This window comes from Arsukibacterium sp. (genome assembly GCF_033722355.1).
Lineage (GTDB): Bacteria > Pseudomonadota > Gammaproteobacteria > Enterobacterales > Alteromonadaceae > Alishewanella.
On sequence record NZ_JAWVZF010000047.1, the window covers coordinates 1 to 17,021 of the forward strand.

The window sequence follows — 17,021 nt, forward strand, 5'->3', positions numbered from 1 at the left end:
CGCACTCAGGAACGGCTTGGGGAAAGCGTGGTTTGAGCTTGCGATTAACTTGCTAACAATTAATTCACCCACTACTGTATATGTATACATTCCCACTTATGTAACAGGTGTTGCTTATGGCTTCGCCATTTTTACAGTATATTGCTGAATTTATGTATGCCCGCCGGTATGCAAAAAGAACAGTAGAAGCTTATATTTACTGGATTAAGTTTTATATCCTGTATCACAAAAACCGCTATCACTTAACTTAAGTTTTAATCGCTCTCAGGTTTCACCAACATTACCCGTGGTATTAACCCGTATTAAAATTGCTGCGCTGTTAAAGATAGCCGACCCTAACTATAAACTGCTTATCCAATTAATGGTTTGCAGCGGCCTGCAGCTGATGGAGGCTGTGCGTTTACGGCTGCATGACATTGATTATGATTATTTGCCAGTATTGGTATGGCAAGGTAAAGACAATAAAAACAGAAGGTTAAACCTGGCGCCAGCGGGGTAAAAAGCCCGCTGGCGATGTTGCTGTAATTGAAGCGGCAGGGCGAGGCCAGTAGGCATATCGCTACCGGCTTCGCCCGTTGACCTACTGGTTAATTACCCCAGATTTCAGTAACAAACTGAGGATGGTCAATAAAGGGGTTACGGTTGCCCTGATACTGATACGCGGCGTCGTTGCGATCGCGCTCTTTCTGGCTGACGGGGTCCTGCTGGTGCCATTGCTTTAAGCGTTGCAATAACCAGTTTTCGAATACCTGGGTGGTGCTGCCATTTAAGGCCGCGTTGGCCTCGGTACTGTTATTTTGCCAGCTGGCAAGCTGATCCTGATAACGGGTGGCGATATAAAAATAAGCCCGGGCCACGTCGCCTTTAAATTCATCAATCGGCTCAAACACCACACCACTATAGCCGCTGCCGGCTAGCGCAGTGCCCAGCTTAGAGCCATTGGTTGACGTAAAGCTGGCGCTGCCTACCTCACCATACGGATAGCTGCTGCGCTTGGCATTAACAAAACCGTCGGTGGCGAAAATATGGTGAATGTCTGAGTTCATCGGCTCTACAGCACCACCAAACCAACTGCGTGGAAAACTGTGCTCGCGGTTGTAACAATCTGCTTCGCTATTATAGGTACCGCATTGATTGCTGGCAGCAGCATACACGTAGCTGTCGGTTGAGCTGGGCTTTTCAGAGTAAATATCTAAAATTGAGCCATCATTCTCATAGTAGTTATCCAGCTCATACACATTATAAAAGCCCCAAATGGCACTGTAGCCCTGGGCGGTATGGTTATTAATAATATTATGCAGGGCTGTTTTTAGCGCATAGCCGGTTAAGCCTGTGGCATCAGCGTAATACGCGCCTAAGTCAGCATCGCCGCCATTATCGACTGAGCCTACAGTAAACGTATGGCTTTTCGACGTAGTAAAGCTACCGCCGCTAAAAATGCTTTGTCCGGCTATGCTCAGGTTATAACTGCCGTTACCATAGCCACAGCAGATGCCATCGCCATAGCTGTCATTAATGGTAAAGGTATAGTCACCCGCTTCCAGGCACCACGACCGGGCATATTGGGTATTACTGTTTAGATTGCTGTCACTGTATAACATGCCTGCGCTGGCTGAGGTCAGCTGCCAGCTGGTTTCACCACCATAGTTGTCAGTATTAAGCACAAAATTTGCTGTTGTGGCAGCACAGCTCGCTGGAGGAGCCTGGGTAGCAGGTTCAAAATTATCAACATAGACCCGCTCTGAGCCATCAAAGCCCGTGACATCGTAAAAACGCAGCCCCACTTCAATCGTACCGCTACTGACAGCGGTATAACTGTAACTGAGAGTTTGCCACTGGCCGGTTAATTGCTCATTCGAATAGCCCTGATAGCCATTAACATACAGCCGGGCTTTAATGCCACCTTCAGTATGGTAGACCGAGGTACTGAAATTGTAGCTCTGACCGGCATTAACGCTGACCAACTGCCGAAAGTCGGTATTAGCCTGATCAGCAGTATTCACCGTGACTAACGCCGCACTGTTACCGCTGAGTTTGATGGTGCCTGACTGACTAACCGTGATCCCGCTGTCTGTCAGGGTCCAGCCTTCGGGCTGACCACCTGACCATTGCTCAAAACCACCATTTAATACTGTTGCCTGCACGTCAGTGCTAAACGCAGTTAACAGCGCCAGCAATAGGGTTATTTTTTTCATTTTTATTATTCCTGCATGGCGCTGATAGCGCAAAGCCCATTGGATAAAAGCTGCCAGCCAAATCTGACACCGGGCTACTTTACTGCAAAACCGCGTTATCAAAAAAGCAAAATAATGAATTTTTTATGAAGGTGTTTCGGCACTGTCCCGCCGCCATTTTAAAAGGTCACTTGCTTTGGCGCTTTACCTGCTGCCACAGCGCTTCCATTTCATCGAGGGAACTTTGCGCCGGACCTTTGCCTTGCGCGGCCAGCGCCTGCTCAACCCCCCGAAAACGCCGCTCAAATTTGTTATTGGCCGCGCGCAGTACCGCTTCCGGGTCAAGCTTGTGTTTGCGTACCACATTAACCAGCGCAAACATTAAATCACCCAGCTCTTCAGCCAGTTCCGGGCTACCGGCATCGGTTTGCTCTACTTCCCGTATTTCTTCTTTTACCTTAGCCCAGCAACCCTCTACTGTCGGCCAGTCGAAACCAACAGTGGCACAGCGTTTTTGCAATTTATTGGCGCGGCTAAGTGCCGGCATCGCCTTAGGAATATTGTCCAGCACACTGTGCTGGCCGACTTGTTTGCGCTCGGTACTTTTCAGCGCTTCCCAGTTTTGCAGCGCAGTCTCTGCACTTTGTGGCTGATGATGTTCTGCATTGAGAGCGTGGGCAGCGGTATTTTCAGCAGACAACTCAGTAAAGACATGCGGGTGACGCCGTTCCAGCTTATCGCAAATGGCTACCACGCAATCATCAAACTCAAACCGGCCCTGCTCTTTGGCTAGCTGGGCATAAAATACCACCTGAAATAACAAATCGCCGAGCTCATCTTTTAACTCGTCAAAGCTTTGCCGGGCAATGGCATCGGCCACTTCATAGGCCTCTTCCAGCGTGTAGGGCACGATGCTGGCATAGTTTTGTTTAAGGTCCCACGGGCAGCCGGTGTCAGGGTCGCGTAACCGGCTCATAATAGTTAAAAGGCGCTGAATATTATCTGCCACACTGCTCTCTCTGGTTGGTTGACTCTTAGCCCGCTAACGGGCTAATGATGAAACCGCTTGGCTTCGATGACTTCATCAATCTGGCTGACTTTACTTAATAACTTATTAAGTGAGTCAAGGTTATACAGCTCCAGCGTCATATTAATAACGGCAGTCTGCGCTTTGATATCTGAGCTGCTGCTCATTTTCGTGACATTGGCTTTTTCATTGGCCAGAATACTGGTGATATCACGCAGCAGGCCGTTACGATCGTGGGCGACAATGCGGATATCCACCTCATAGCCCGAGGCATATTTATCACCCCAGGTGGCATCAACCACCCGTTCGGGGTGACTGTCCTGCAGGGTTTTAAACTGGTCGCAATCATCACGGTGAATCGCAATACCGCGACCCTGGGTAATATAGCCAATAATGGCATCGCCCGGCAGTGGCTGGCAGCAACCGGCCATGTGGCTTAACAGGTTGCCGACGCCCTGCACCACCACATCGCTTTTGTTTCTGGCCGGCGGCAAGGGTTTGGTTTTCAGCCTGGGGTCAATTTCCGGCTGGGTCAGCTTGCCACTCTGGCTCTGAATAAAGTGCACCACCTGGGTGACTTTAATTTCACCGCCACCAATACCAACTAACAGCTCATCCATTGAATTTACGTTAAAGCGGCTTAATACCTTGGCCGGATATTCCATTACCAGGTTCAGCCTGGTCAGTTCGGTATCCAGCAGCTCTTTACCGGCAGCCAGGTTTTTATCTCTGTCCTGTAACCGGAACCAGTACTGCACTTTGGAGCGGGCCCGGCTTGATTTTAAATAACCTAAATTCGGGTTTAACCAGTCGCGGCTCGGGTTAGGTTCGCGCCCGGTTAAAATTTCCACCTGATCGCCGGTTTTCAGCTGATAGGTAAAGGGCACAATACGGCCGGAAATTTTGGCTCCGATACAGCGATGGCCGACATTGGAATGGACATAATAAGCAAAATCGAGCGGGGTTGAGCCTATCGGCAAATCGACAATATCGCCTTTGGGGGTAAATACATACACCCTGTCTTCAATAACCTGGGTGCGCAGTTCTTCGGCCAGATCGGTGCCATCAACCACATCTTCCTGCCATTGCAGTAACTTACGCAGCCAGCCGATTTTCTCGTCATTGGCTACCACTTTATTACCACCGACTGCGCCTTCCTTATAGCGCCAGTGCGCGGCAACGCCCAACTCAGCGTCCTCATGCATTTGCCGGGTACGAATTTGTATTTCGACAGCCCGGCCCTGTGGCCCGAGCACCACGGTATGGATCGACTGATAACCGTTTTGCTTGGGGGTGGCGATGTAATCGTCAAACTCTTTTGGCAGATGGCGCCAGCCGGTATGCACGATACCAAGGGCTCCGTAGCAGTCCTGTACCCGCTCGGTGACAATCCGCACCGCGCGGATATCATACAGCTGGTCAAAACTCAGATGCTTTTTCTGCATTTTTTTCCAGATACTGAAAATATGCTTGGGCCGGCCATACACCTCAACATCCAGTTTGGCATCCTGCATTTTCTGGCGCACCGCAGCGACAAAATCCTGCATATACTGCTCGCGGTCCAGCCGCTTTTCTTCCAGCAGACTGGCCACCTGTTTATATACCCCGGGGTGCAGATACCTGAAGGCTAAATCTTCCAGCTCCCATTTTAACTGGCCAATACCCAGCCGGTTAGCCAGCGGGGCAAAAATCGCATTGGTTTCTTTGGCCGCCAGCACCCGGGTTTCTTCATCGGCGTCTTTCACATCGCGCAGGTAGCAAATTTGCGCGGCCAGTTTCAGTACCACAGCACGCACATCTTCAACCATCGCCAGCAGCATTTTACGCAGGTTGTCAGCTTGCTGCGGATTAACACTCTGATTGGCGCCGGTCGGTATCGTACGAATAGCATCCATTTGCTGCACCGAATGCAGCAGACCTACCACAGTAGTGGTAAATTCGTCTGTCAGTTTATCTTCACTGAGCAGATGGGTGTCAAAGGCCGGAAATAGCAATGCCGCCAACAGGGAGTCGTGGTCCATTTTCAGATCAGCGAGAATTTCAACCATTTCCCAGCCGGTGCGTACCTGAGCAACCGTGTCATCCAGCCCCTGCTGTTTTAACCATAAACCACAGTTAACCAGGGCATTGATCTTTTTTTCAGTCAATCCCAGCGAACACAGCCATTCCAGCGTATCACCGCCATGATAGCCACTACTATGCGATTGACGAACCCTGACCATGACAACTCCTTATTGCTTAGCGGGCAAACTGAATAACGCCATCAGCTCCAGATGGCTGGTATGCGGAAACATATCAACGCCCGCCAGTTTTTCTAACCGGTATCCCTGCTCCAGCAATACTTTGGCATCGCGGGCAAAGGTCGCCGCATTGCACGACACGTACAATATCTGTGCCGCTTTAAGCGCGGCCACCTGCGCTATTGCGCCCTGAGCGCCTGCGCGTGCCGGATCCAGTACCACTTTAGTGTAGCGCTGCAACGCCCAGGGTGCAGCTGGCCAGGGTAAATGCAAATCAGCCTGGGCAAAGCTGACATTGCTAAGACCATTAAGCGTTGCATTGGTTGCGGCCTGTTGCACCATTTTGGCCACACCTTCTATCCCCTGCACTGTTTTGGCATACCGGGCCATCGCCAACGAAAAATTACCAATGCCGGCGTATAAATCAAGGACAACATCACTGGCATTAATCTGCAGCCAGGCCAGGGCCTGGCTGACCATCTGCTGGTTAACCACTTCATTTATCTGAATAAAGTCACCCGGCTGAAACTGCAGGGTCACATTTTGTTCGCTCAGGGTGTAGGCAGGTACCGGGGTGCCTGCCTGCCAGGGTTGCAGCTGTTCAGTACCGTCGTCCCCCAGAAAGCAGGCTTGTGGCCAGCCAGTAATAAAGGATTGCTGCTGGGCGGCGGTTAACGGTTTGACATGGCGTACCACGACGTAAGGCTGCCCACCGGCAGTAAATATTTCTAAATGAGTAATAATGGTGGGATCAGGCAAGGCCCTGATCACGGGCGGCAGTAAGGTAACGGCTGGCGCCAGCTGCGGACTTAACATGCTGCACTCATTAATCGCTGTAATCGCTTTACTGCCCTCAGCCCGAAAGCCGACACTGAGTCTGCGGCTTTTTTTGTCATACCAGACACCCAGCCGGGCTTTACGCCGGTAGTGCGTATCAGGCCCGGTGATCATCGACTGCCAGGGTAAGCTTGCCAGGCCGGTCTGATGCCGGATCAGCTGATCCACCCCCTGCTGCTTTAACCGGATTTGCTGGTCGTTATCCAGATACTGTAACTGACAACCACCGCACTGGTTAAAATGCGGGCAGAAAGGCCGTTGCCGTTCGGCTGATGCGCTCAGCACTTTGCTGGTACGGGCTTTAATAAAACCCGCTTTATCTTCCAGCACCACGGCCTGCACTTTCTCACCTGGCAGCGCACCGCTGACAAAAGCAATTTTCTGTTTATATCGCCCCAGTCCGTTTACTTCATAGTCGCTGCTGTCGATATCCAGGGTGAGGGTTGATTTAACCAGGCTGGATTTAGTCTTTGCTTTGTATAGTGTGACCATCTGCGCTCTGTATTGTAGGCAAGTAGAAATTGTTATGTCATTATGGGCAGGCCCGCAACTATTGTAACAAGCTCTGGCCCTGATGACGAAAATTGCGTTACGTTACTGGATATTACTCTGTGCCCTGCTGCCCTCTGTGCTGGCCAGTGTTGGGCTGGGCAGTTATTTTGCCTACAGTAAGGCAGCAGAGTTAAACCGTAACCTGGCAGCTCAGGCCAGAAATATAGCAGTGCCACTGGCAATTAGCAGCGAAAAGTTTCTGGCTGCCGATAATATCGACGCCATTCAGCAGCTGCTTAATACCAGTCACCGCCTGAATTCACCGGTCATCAGCAATATATTACTGTATGACCAGCACGCTAATATTATCGCCAGCAGCAATCCGCAATATAGCGCAGCAGACTACCCGCCCATCAACCGGGAAACTGCCAGCCCGGCCGGCCAGTTACTGCCGTTTGAGCAAAGCCTGCTCAGTTACCAGCCGCTGTCCTTTAACAGTCATCCGCCGGCGCAAAGCCCTTATATTGTGCTGCATTTACAAAATGAACAAATTGAGTTGCAGCAACAACGCTATAAATTACATGTGGCCATGCTGGTGGCCGCCGTCATTTTGTTATGTCTGTTGTTAAGCCAGCTGGTCCGTAAAAAAATTCATCCGGTTCTCAGCGGACTGCAGTTACAGCTGCAGCAATTACAGGCAGGCAACTACCAGCAGCAAAAAACAATGTCCGGCATAGCAGAGCTGGACGAATTTCAGACCAGCATTAACCAGCTCAGTGAACAACTTACCTCACTGGAGCAGGAAATGCAGCAGAATATTGAACAGGTTACCAGTGACTTACAACTGAGTATGGAGCAGCTGGAAGTGCAGAATATCCAGCTCGACTTTTCCCGCCGCAAGGCCGTGGAAGAAAACCGGCAGAAATCGGAATTTCTGGCGAAAATGAGCCATGAGTTACGAACGCCGCTAAACGGGGTTATCGGCTTTACCCGTCAACTACTGAAAACCCAACTGAGCGCGAATCAGCACGACTACCTGAGTACCATTCAGAAATCAGCCAACAGCCTGCTGCATCTGGTCAATGACGTGCTGGATTTCTCCAAGCTGGAAGAAGGCAGGATGTCGATTAACCCCGAGCCGTTTTCGCTGCGCGATTTGCTGAACGATGCCACCGAATTACTCGCTGCCAATGCCTTTGACAAGCACCTGGAACTGGTGATGATGATTGACAATGGCTGTCCGGACGATTTAATCGCCGATCCTGGCCGGCTGATCCAGGTGCTGATGAACATCGCCGGCAATGCCATTAAGTTTACTGAGCATGGCAGTATTGTGATCCGGGTCAGCGCCACCTTGTTAAATGAAGACCAGCTTATTCTGCACTGTTCGGTGCAGGATACCGGCCGTGGCATCAGCGAAGATAAGCAAGACCAGCTATTTCAGGGGTTTACCAGTAGTCAGCCGGGCGACCATAACAGTGGTTCAGGTCTGGGTCTGATGATTTCTCAGCGCTTAGTTCAGGCAATGGGCGGTAATATTGGTTTTGAAAGCAAAGCCGCTGAAGGCTCGACCTTCTGGTTTACCATTAAGTGTCAGCGCCATCATTTATCTGTCGCTGAGCCATTACCGATTGACGTGCTTGACGGCAAAAGCCTGCTGTATTTTGAACCTCAGCAGTATTCCCGGGAGGCAACCCTGAGTCTGTTGCACAGCTGGGGGCTGCAGGTAACTGCCTGTGCCACCAAAGGGCAGCTGCAGCAGGCTCTGAATCACGGCCAGCATTACGATATCGGCCTGATTGGCCGCGCTATCGCGATTAATCAGGTTAATCTGATTATCAGCCTGGTACAACAAATTAAACCCAGTTGTCAGTATACGTATTTACTGGTTAATACCCTGTCACCCAATTTACGCGAAGCCATGTTAACCTCGGGTGTGGATGGCTGCTTACCCAAGCCTACTCATCAACGCAAACTGGCTATTGCCCTGGCTAAACCCTATCTGGATCAGGCGAAAAACCTGCCGGTACCGGTGGTTCAGCCCAGAGCGGCATTAAAGGTGCTGACAGTAGATGATAACGAAGCAAACCTGAAACTGATTAATGCCCTGCTAAGCGAACTGGTGGAGCAGATTGAATCGGCCACCAATGGTGCAGACGCCTGGCAAAAAGCCACCCAGCATGTCTATGACATTATTTTTATGGATATAAATATGCCGGTGATGGATGGTATCAGTGCCTGCCAGCGGATCCGGCAAAGCTCGTTAAATGAGCATACGCCGATTATTGCGGTCACTGCCCATGCAGTCGCCGGTGAACGCGCCCGGCTGCTGTCCCTTGGATTTAGTGAGTTTTTAAGCAAGCCTCTGGATGATAAAATGCTGCATTACACACTGCAGGAGTTTTGTCCGCTGATCGCGCAAGCGCATCAGAACACTGAGACCCAGCAGGCAGCGGCATATTTAAAATCGGATAACAACAGCCTGATAGACTGGCAAATGGGTTTGCAACGGGCAGGCGGCAAAGTCGACCTGGCAAAAGAGATGCTGAAGATGCTGTTAACCAGTTTACCGCAGACGCAACAAGCCCTGAACGCGGCCATCAGCGCCCATGACTGTGAGCAAGTATTACAGCTGGTGCATAAGCTGCACGGCGCCTGCTGTTACACTGGTGTGCCGGCATTAAAAAACCTGGCCGAAACGCTGGAAACCCAGCTGAAATCCGGTACCAGCCTTAGCCAACTGGAGCCGGAACTGTTTGAACTGGATGATATTGTAAATGCCTTAACCCAGCTCGATGAAAACTGGCTGGCTACCGTTACGCTTCCAGAATAACGGTTGCCATGGCATAAGCCTGCTCATCACTTAATGACAGCCAGCAATGATTTACCCCAAGGCGGGTCGCCAGCTCCTGCGCATAGCCGCTGAATCTAAGTTCCGGCCGGCCATGCTGATCATTACTGATTTCAATATGCTGAAACGACACGCCCCGGCCAATCCCGGTGCCAAGCGCTTTCGCGGCAGCCTCTTTTGCGGCAAAGCGTTTGGCAAAATAGCGGCTTGCCAGCGCATGCCCGGCAAAATGCTGCTGTTCGGTTGCCGTCAGTACCCGCTTTACTAGACCCGGCGAGCGGACCAGGCTTTGCTCTATCCGGCTGATGTCAACAATATCGGTTCCTAAACCAATAATCGCCATTAACGCCGGGCCTCCACCATTAGCCGTTTCATTTCTGCCACCGCACCGGCCAGACCACTGAAAATAGCCCGGGCAACAATAGCATGGCCAATATTAAGCTCGTACATCTGGGGTATTGCGGCTATCGGCTGCACGTTATGATAATGCAGACCATGGCCGGCATTGACGGTTATCCCCAGTGATGCAGCATAGGCTGCCGCTTCGGTAATTCGGGTTAGCTCGGCCTGCTGCAGCCCGGGGTCTGTTGCTTCAGCGTAGCGGCCGGTATGGATTTCAATAAAAGGCGCACCCGCGGCAGCAGCCGCATCAATCTGGGCTTTATCGGCATCAATAAACAGGGACACCAGAATATTATCAGCAGCCAGCTGACTGACCGCATCGGTCAGCCGGGACAGCTGCCCGGCCACATCCAGGCCACCCTCTGTGGTCAGCTCCTGCCGTTTTTCCGGCACCAGACAACAAAAATGGGGTTTCAACTGGCCGGCGATACCTAGCATTTCATCAGTAACCGCCATTTCAAAATTAAGGCGGGTGCTCAGGCTCTGACGCAATAAAAACACATCGCGGTCAATAATATGACGCCGGTCTTCCCGTAAATGGACAGTAATCCCGTCAGCACCGGCCTGCTCAGCTACCATTGCCGCATGCAGGGGTTCCGGGTAACTGGTGCCTCTCGCCTGACGCAGCGTTGCCACGTGGTCAATGTTTACACCAAGATAAATAGGGTTCATAACGGCTCCGGTATTCGGTTGTAAGCTCAAAGTACGTTGTATCACCGCGGGTTAAAGCGCCGTCGTAAATAACGCACGGCTCTGCAGTGGCTTGTCTCCCAGTAAGGGTTTTAATAATAGCCGGCTGAGTTGTTTAGCGACCAGCAGTGAATCGGCATGCTGCCAGTTTTGCTGGCCGATAGCCAGTAATGCGGCGCCAGACCAGCCACCGGGCCAGACCACAAAGCCCTGCTCTGCCTGCCAGTAATACTGTAAATCAGCAGTTAACGCCATACCCGCGGCATCATGTTGCCAGTCTACCGGTAAGCCCAGCTCACCAAGCAGGGCAAATTCAAATTCACGTAAACAGGGCTCTAACTGCGTGGGTTGCTGCTGTGCCAGATTTAAGCCGGCCAGGCTTTGCTGATAGTGGTTAAATAATTGCTCAGCAGCCATATCATCGGGCCACAACCGGCAAATCAGCTCATTAAGGTAGAGCGCACTGAACAAGAATTTTCCACTGAACCGGCTGGCAGGTGCCAGCTCGTCCAGTGTTCTGATCGTTTTTAAGCTGCTGCGGCCCGTCAGTGCCACGGTAAACAGCTGAAAGGGCTGCAAAGCAAACCGCTGTTTGCCCTGACGCTTACGGATGATGGCAGACACTCTGCCCTGCTCTGGCATTAACAGTTGTAACAGCAGCTTATCGTCCTGAAACGGCCGGCTATGTAATATATAGGCTGGACATAGCGGCTGCATCTGATCACACCTTGCTGTTCATCTGACTTAATCTTCACCGTAGCCCAGGCTGCGCAGCGCCCGCTCATCGTCTGCCCAGCCTGACTTCACCTTAACCCATACCTGCAGAAAAACCGGTTGCTCCAGCATCTCTGCCATATCCAGCCTGGCTTCCGTGGCAATGGTTTTAATCCGCTCGCCTTTATTACCAATCACCATCCGCTTCTGGCTTTCCCGTTCTACCAGGACTAACGCCGCGATATGAAAATGCTTTTCTTCCCATTTAAAGCGCTCAATCTCAACGGTTACTGAATACGGCAGCTCATCACCGAGAAACCGCATCAGTTTTTCCCGGACAATCTCGGCGGCCATAAACCGTTGCGAGCGATCGGTAATATAGTCGTCAGGAAAGAAAAACTCACTTGCCGGTAAGTGTTGCTGAACAACCTTTTTCAGCGCTGCCACATTATCGCCACTCTCTGCGGATAACGGCACCACCTCAGCAAAATTAAGCTGACTGCCCAGCCACTGCAAATGGGGTAACAATTCAGATTTATCTTTATAGAGGTCAACTTTGTTAACCACCAGTACCACTGGCTTGCCGGAGGCAATAAGTTTATTCAGCACCATCTGATCGTCATCATTCCAGCGGGTACCCTCAACGACAAACAGGACCAGCTCAACATCGCTGATTGAACTGCTGGCCGCTTTGTTCATCAGCCGGTTAATCGCCCGCTTCTCTTCAATATGTAAGCCCGGTGTATCGACATACACCGTCTGATAATTTTCAACCGTATCAATGCCGAGGATCCGGTGCCGGGTGGTTTGCGGTTTTTTTGACGTAATACTGACTTTCTGGCCCACCAGTTTATTCAGTAAGGTAGATTTACCCACATTCGGGCGCCCCACTATTGCCACTAAACCGGCACGGGTGGTTGGCGCAGTGTTATCGTTCATTTTTAATCTGTTCCAAAGCCGCATGGGCGGCATCTTGTTCGGCTTTACGCCGTGAACTGCCACTGGCAGTAATAGGTTTAATACCCGGGACGCTGCAACGAACAGTAAACGTCTGCTGATGTGCTTCGCCCTCGGTCGCAATCACGTCATACACCGGCAGCGGCAGCCGCAGACCCTGCAGATACTCCTGTAAGCGGGTTTTCGAGTCTTTTTGCTCGCCCGGAGCAATGTGTTTCAGGCGCTCGCCAAACCAGCTTAAGATCCGCTCGCGACACGCTTCCATACCACTGTCTAAAAAGATAGCACCCAAAATCGCTTCCAGCGCATCAGCTAAAATGGATTCCCGGCGATGACCGCCACTTTTCAGCTCCCCCGGCCCCAGCCGCAAATACTGGGCAAGCGCCAGCTCCTGCGCTATTTCAGCCAGGGTTACCCCTTTTACCAGGGCCGATCGCATCCGGGTTAAGTCACCCTCACGGGTTTGCGGGAACTGTTCAAATAGCGTCTGGGCAATAACCAGTCCCAGCACCGCATCCCCTAAAAACTCCAGCCGCTCATTATGTCTGCCTTTGCAACTACGATGGGTTAACGCCTGCTCCAGCAGGGCGGGGTCGGAAAACTGATATCCCAGCTTATTCATTAACGGTTTAACCGGTTGTAGCATTGGGGTACCTTATTCAATCTTGCCCAGACGTTCAAAACGCACACCAACTGGCACCCAGCCGGGCAGCCAGCTATCCGGGTTTTCGCTGAATTCAAAGCTCATCCAGATAAAGACCGCTTTACCGACCAGATTATCGGCCGGCACAAACCCCCAGAACCGGCTGTCACGGCTGTTATCCCGGTTATCACCAATGGCAAAATACTGGCCTTGGGGCACGATAAACTCATCGATTGCAGTGCCTGGCTGCTGATGGTATTCCCGAACCCGCTCATGCGCCCCCGGCGTGACCAGTATATTGTGGCCTTTTTCACCCAGAGCTTCATGAAAACGCCGTTGCTGGTAAGGTCCCTGAAAAAACTGATTATCCGGAATATGGGTCAGGGCAATCCGCTCCAGCGTGCCGCAACCCGTGGTCTGGCCCTCGGCACAGGGTTTTTCGATATACAGCTGTTTATCGCGGTAAATAATCCGATCACCCGGCAGGCCGACAATCCGTTTTATAAAATCAACAGTCGGTTGCTCCGGGTACTTAAATACCGCCACGTCACCACGCTCTGGCAGCTTGTTGTGATACAGGGTTTTGCGCCAGACCGGGTCTTTGACATCATAGGAAAACTTTTCAACCAGAATAAAGTCACCCACCAGTAAGGTTGGCATCATCGACCCCGACGGGATCTGGAATGGCTCGTATAAAAACGAGCGGAATAAGGTAATCGCGGCAATGACCGGAAAAATCGATTTTGCCGTTTCGACTATGGCCGGTTCCTTCAGCAACGTATCGCTGGCTTCCGGCGCCAACTGGTCACCGGCACCCGTTTGCGCCAGCACCAGGCTTTCACGGCGTTTAGGAGCCAGCACCAGTGCGTCCAGTAACCAGATCAGGCCACTGGCCAATGTCAGTATCACCAATAATATTGCAAAATAACCGGCCATGCGTTTCCCTTATTGTTACCTGCTTTTATTTGCCAACTTTTAAAATGGCCAGGAAGGCCTCCTGCGGCACTTCAACATTACCAACCTGCTTCATCCGCTTCTTACCTTCTTTCTGCTTTTGCAGCAGTTTTTTCTTGCGGCTGACGTCGCCACCATAACATTTTGCCAGTACGTTCTTACGCATTTGCTTAATGGTGGTACGGGCAATCACATGGTTACCAATTGCCGCCTGAATCGCAATATCAAACATTTGCCGCGGGATCAGCTCTTTTAACTTTTCAGCCAGCTGCCGGCCACGGCCCTGGGCAAAATCGATATGACTGATAATGGCCAGCGCATCAACCCGTTCGCCGTTAATTAAGATATCAACCCGTTGCATATTCGATGTCTGGAACCGTTTAAAGGCGTAATCCAGTGACGCATAACCGCGGCTGGTTGATTTTAACCGGTCAAAAAAGTCCATCACGACTTCGGCCATTGGCAATTCATAAGTCACTGCCACCTGGCGGCCGTGGTAGAGCATATTGGTTTGTACCCCGCGTTTTTCGATACACAAGGTAATAACGTTACCCAGATACTCCTGCGGTACCAGAATATGCGCCTCAACTATCGGCTCGCGGATTTCAGCAATGTCATTAACGGCTGGCAAATCACTTGGGTTGTCGACCATGACCACAGTGCCATCTTTCTTAATAACTTCATATACCACAGTTGGCGCAGTGGTAATCAGGTCCAGATCATATTCCCGCTCCAGCCGCTCCTGAATAATTTCCATGTGCAGCATGCCAAGGAAACCAATCCGGAAACCAAAGCCCAGGGCGCCGGAGTTTTCCGGTTCATAAAACAGTGACGAATCGTTCAGGCTCAGCTTGGCCAGCGCGTCACGGAAATCTTCATAATCATCTGACGAGACCGGAAATACGCCGGCATAAACCTGAGGTTTAATCCGTTTAAAACCCGGTAACGGTTTTTCCGCGCTGTTTTTGGCCAGGGTCAGCGTATCGCCGACCGGCGCGCCTTTAATTTCTTTAATACCGGCAATCACAAAGCCTACTTCACCGGTTTTCAACTCGCCGGTATGGGTGGCTTTGGGGCTGAAAATGCCGACCTTATCGACTTCGTATACCTGACCGGTCGACATTACTTTAATTTTATCTTTGGTTTTAATGGCGCCGTGCTTTACCCGCACCAGGGATACCACGCCCTGGTAGGCATCAAACCAGGAGTCGATAATCAGCGCCTGGGTCGGTAAGTCTGGCTCGCCTTCCGGCGGCGGTATTTTTTTAACAATGGTTTCCAGCACATCTTTAATACCAATACCGGTTTTGGCTGAACATTGCACGGCACCCAGGGCTTCAATACCGATAATATCTTCAATTTCTGCGGCGACCCGATCCGGTTCAGCCTGCGGTAAGTCAATTTTATTCAGAACCGGAATAACCTCCAGGTTCATATCCAGTGCGGTATAGCAGTTTGCCACCGTCTGCGCTTCAACCCCCTGACCGGCGTCAACCACCAGCAAGGCACCTTCACAGGCTGCCAGTGAACGGCTGACTTCATAGGTAAAGTCCACATGGCCCGGTGTATCGATAAAATTCAGCTGGTAAGTATTGCCATCGTCAGCAGCGTAATTAAGGGTCACGCTTTGCGCTTTAATGGTAATGCCTCGTTCCCGCTCGAGATCCATCGAGTCAAGTACCTGCTGCTGCATTTCCCGATCAGCCAGGCCGCCGCAATACTGAATAAGCCGGTCAGACAGGGTAGATTTACCATGGTCAATATGGGCGATGACGGAGAAGTTTCTGATGTTAGTAAGTTTTGCCATGTTATCCGCAAATGTCCGAAATAAACTGAGGGTACTGACAATAAGCTCAGTCGCACCGTTATATGATGCGGTTATTGTGAGACCGGGGCTTTAAAAAATTAGCGGGAATTGTACTCTATCCGCAGGCAGCTTGCTATGTGTTCTTCGTCAATGGTGTTTTCAACAGCGGCTCAGCTGACGTGACTGACCTTAATATCAGGCAACACCGTTAAAATACGCAGTGGTTGGTGGCGTGTCGTTCTGGTGCCATAGTGCCGGGCAAGCAAAAAGCCACAACCAGCACCCAGGGCCGCGGCCAGCATAACCCAGCCCTCAGCAGCGTTACTGTTAAGGTGCACCAGTAAGGCACTTGCCATCATTAGCAGCAGGGGCAACAAATAAACCAGTAACGCTATGGTCACCAGTTGCTGGCCCGCCATTGCAACGGTGACCTGTTCACCCGGCAGCAGGGAGAGCTCAGTGCGGATAAAAAAACGGTTCTGGCGCGGGGTCATGGTTTTTGCAACAATGCCGGTACCGCAGTCGTCGCTGGCATGACAGGACTGACATGTCGTCACCGGCGTGGTTGTCAGCCAGACCCCTGCCGGCTCTACTGCCACTACCGTCGCTATCTGCTCAATCATGTCACTGTTACCTGCATTGTTTAAAAGTTAACGCACCGCGGCGGCCAGCCGTTCTGCCACATTAATACTAACAGGACCAATCACAGTCACATCATACTGCGGCGCACTTAACATATAAATAGTGGTCGCGCCATCACGATAAGCCTGGGTTGGCATGCGCTGACTGGGTTGTACAAAAACAGAGATCTGATGCAGGCCGTCAGTCAAAAGCCAGTAGTTTAACAGGCTTTGCTGCAACTGAGGCACAATGTGCGGCTCGCTGACCAGCTGATAACCATCTGGCCACCAGGTAAGTTGCAGCCCATTTTCCGGTAATACCGCCCCACTGTTAGCAGTGCCGGGCTCAGGCAATTCAGTCTCAAGCAGACGCTTGAGGTTGTCAGGGAGTTCAGGACTCATCTGCATATGGGTAACTAACCAGCGTTCCAGCGGTGTCTGTTGCTCAGACATCACGTCAATCCGCAGCGGAAACCCGGATTCAGCCTCAACCCATAACCAGTAACTGTGCCGACCGGGGGCCGTGGCGCTCAGTCGTAACAACTGCGCCTGATGACCGGACATCACCGAGCTGCTGCCCAGAACTGCGGTATATAATTTTTGGATCTGCTGA

At 51.3% G+C, this 17,021-nt stretch carries 15 protein-coding genes; 2 read left to right on the forward strand and 13 right to left on the reverse strand.

The window, feature by feature from the left end; genetic code table 11:
* Window positions 1-116: 116 nt before the first annotated feature.
* Complete coding sequence (locus R3177_RS06545; protein WP_318970240.1) at window positions 117-251, forward strand: hypothetical protein; 135 nt, start codon at window positions 117-119, stop codon at window positions 249-251.
* Between the two features lie 336 nt (window positions 252-587).
* Here the strand turns inward: R3177_RS06545 and R3177_RS06550 are convergent, their stop codons facing one another.
* The 4 genes from R3177_RS06550 to rlmD all read right to left on the reverse strand — a co-directional run bounded on the left by R3177_RS06550 (window position 588) and on the right by rlmD (window position 6,770).
* A complete protein-coding gene (locus R3177_RS06550; protein WP_318970241.1) occupies window positions 588-2,195 on the reverse strand; it encodes an endonuclease in 1,608 nt (535 codons plus the stop codon).
* A gap of 166 nt (window positions 2,196-2,361) precedes the next feature.
* Complete coding sequence (mazG, locus tag R3177_RS06555) at window positions 2,362-3,183, reverse strand: nucleoside triphosphate pyrophosphohydrolase (RefSeq protein WP_318970242.1); 822 nt, start codon at window positions 3,181-3,183, stop codon at window positions 2,362-2,364.
* Between the two features lie 41 nt (window positions 3,184-3,224).
* Entirely contained in the window at window positions 3,225-5,423 is a 2,199-nt protein-coding gene (relA, locus tag R3177_RS06560) for a GTP diphosphokinase (protein WP_318970243.1), read from the reverse strand.
* Window positions 5,424-5,432: 9 nt separating this feature from the next.
* Complete coding sequence (gene rlmD / locus R3177_RS06565) at window positions 5,433-6,770, reverse strand: 23S rRNA (uracil(1939)-C(5))-methyltransferase RlmD (RefSeq protein ID WP_318970244.1); 1,338 nt, start codon at window positions 6,768-6,770, stop codon at window positions 5,433-5,435.
* A gap of 82 nt (window positions 6,771-6,852) precedes the next feature.
* Between rlmD and barA the strand changes: the two genes are divergently transcribed.
* A complete protein-coding gene (gene barA / locus R3177_RS06570; protein WP_318970245.1) occupies window positions 6,853-9,603 on the forward strand; it encodes a two-component sensor histidine kinase BarA in 2,751 nt (916 codons plus the stop codon).
* Here the strand turns inward: barA and acpS are convergent.
* From acpS to R3177_RS06615, 9 genes are all read right to left on the reverse strand, one after another.
* Window positions 9,587-9,964: a holo-ACP synthase gene (gene acpS / locus R3177_RS06575; protein WP_318970246.1), complete on the reverse strand. Its 378-nt coding sequence runs from the start codon at window positions 9,962-9,964 to the stop codon at window positions 9,587-9,589. The genes barA and acpS overlap by 17 nt on opposite strands.
* Complete coding sequence (gene pdxJ / locus R3177_RS06580; protein WP_318970247.1) at window positions 9,964-10,695, reverse strand: pyridoxine 5'-phosphate synthase; 732 nt, start codon at window positions 10,693-10,695, stop codon at window positions 9,964-9,966. Before pdxJ ends, acpS begins: the two co-directional genes overlap by 1 nt.
* A gap of 51 nt (window positions 10,696-10,746) precedes the next feature.
* The gene (gene recO, locus R3177_RS06585; protein ID WP_318970248.1) at window positions 10,747-11,430 is read right to left on the reverse strand and encodes a DNA repair protein RecO; all 684 of its coding nucleotides are present in this window, start codon (window positions 11,428-11,430) and stop codon (window positions 10,747-10,749) included.
* 27 nt (window positions 11,431-11,457) lie between these two features.
* Window positions 11,458-12,366: a GTPase Era gene (gene era / locus R3177_RS06590; protein WP_318970249.1), complete on the reverse strand. Its 909-nt coding sequence runs from the start codon at window positions 12,364-12,366 to the stop codon at window positions 11,458-11,460.
* The gene (gene rnc, locus R3177_RS06595; RefSeq protein WP_318970250.1) at window positions 12,356-13,030 is read right to left on the reverse strand and encodes a ribonuclease III; all 675 of its coding nucleotides are present in this window, start codon (window positions 13,028-13,030) and stop codon (window positions 12,356-12,358) included. The genes era and rnc overlap by 11 nt, the downstream gene beginning before the upstream one ends.
* A gap of 9 nt (window positions 13,031-13,039) precedes the next feature.
* Window positions 13,040-13,963 (reverse strand): signal peptidase I, encoded by a 924-nt coding sequence (lepB, locus tag R3177_RS06600; RefSeq protein WP_318970251.1) that lies wholly within the window; start codon window positions 13,961-13,963, stop codon window positions 13,040-13,042.
* A gap of 25 nt (window positions 13,964-13,988) precedes the next feature.
* A complete protein-coding gene (lepA, locus tag R3177_RS06605; RefSeq protein ID WP_318970252.1) occupies window positions 13,989-15,788 on the reverse strand; it encodes a translation elongation factor 4 in 1,800 nt (599 codons plus the stop codon).
* A 170-nt stretch (window positions 15,789-15,958) separates the two neighbouring features.
* Entirely contained in the window at window positions 15,959-16,411 is a 453-nt protein-coding gene (locus R3177_RS06610; protein ID WP_318970253.1) for a SoxR reducing system RseC family protein, read from the reverse strand.
* Window positions 16,412-16,438: 27 nt separating this feature from the next.
* Window positions 16,439-17,021: MucB/RseB C-terminal domain-containing protein (locus tag R3177_RS06615; protein WP_318970254.1), on the reverse strand; the 583-nt coding region annotated here is incomplete at its 5' end.

What these genes read in the sequence shown, in the direction of transcription:
- R3177_RS06545 (WP_318970240.1), top strand. Translation starts at nt 117, where the DNA reads ATGGCTTCGCCATTTTTACAGTATATTGCTGAATTTATGTATGCCCGC.
- R3177_RS06550 (WP_318970241.1), bottom strand. Translation starts at nt 2,195, where the DNA reads ATGAAAAAAATAACCCTATTGCTGGCGCTGTTAACTGCGTTTAGCACT.
- relA (WP_318970243.1), bottom strand. Translation starts at nt 5,423, where the DNA reads ATGGTCAGGGTTCGTCAATCGCATAGTAGTGGCTATCATGGCGGTGAT.
- rlmD (WP_318970244.1), bottom strand. Translation starts at nt 6,770, where the DNA reads ATGGTCACACTATACAAAGCAAAGACTAAATCCAGCCTGGTTAAATCA.
- barA (WP_318970245.1), top strand. Translation starts at nt 6,853, where the DNA reads ATGACGAAAATTGCGTTACGTTACTGGATATTACTCTGTGCCCTGCTG.
- acpS (WP_318970246.1), bottom strand. Translation starts at nt 9,964, where the DNA reads ATGGCGATTATTGGTTTAGGAACCGATATTGTTGACATCAGCCGGATA.
- pdxJ (WP_318970247.1), bottom strand. Translation starts at nt 10,695, where the DNA reads ATGAACCCTATTTATCTTGGTGTAAACATTGACCACGTGGCAACGCTG.
- recO (WP_318970248.1), bottom strand. Translation starts at nt 11,430, where the DNA reads ATGCAGCCGCTATGTCCAGCCTATATATTACATAGCCGGCCGTTTCAG.
- era (WP_318970249.1), bottom strand. Translation starts at nt 12,366, where the DNA reads ATGAACGATAACACTGCGCCAACCACCCGTGCCGGTTTAGTGGCAATA.
- rnc (WP_318970250.1), bottom strand. Translation starts at nt 13,030, where the DNA reads ATGCTACAACCGGTTAAACCGTTAATGAATAAGCTGGGATATCAGTTT.
- lepB (WP_318970251.1), bottom strand. Translation starts at nt 13,963, where the DNA reads ATGGCCGGTTATTTTGCAATATTATTGGTGATACTGACATTGGCCAGT.
- lepA (WP_318970252.1), bottom strand. Translation starts at nt 15,788, where the DNA reads ATGGCAAAACTTACTAACATCAGAAACTTCTCCGTCATCGCCCATATT.
- R3177_RS06610 (WP_318970253.1), bottom strand. Translation starts at nt 16,411, where the DNA reads ATGATTGAGCAGATAGCGACGGTAGTGGCAGTAGAGCCGGCAGGGGTC.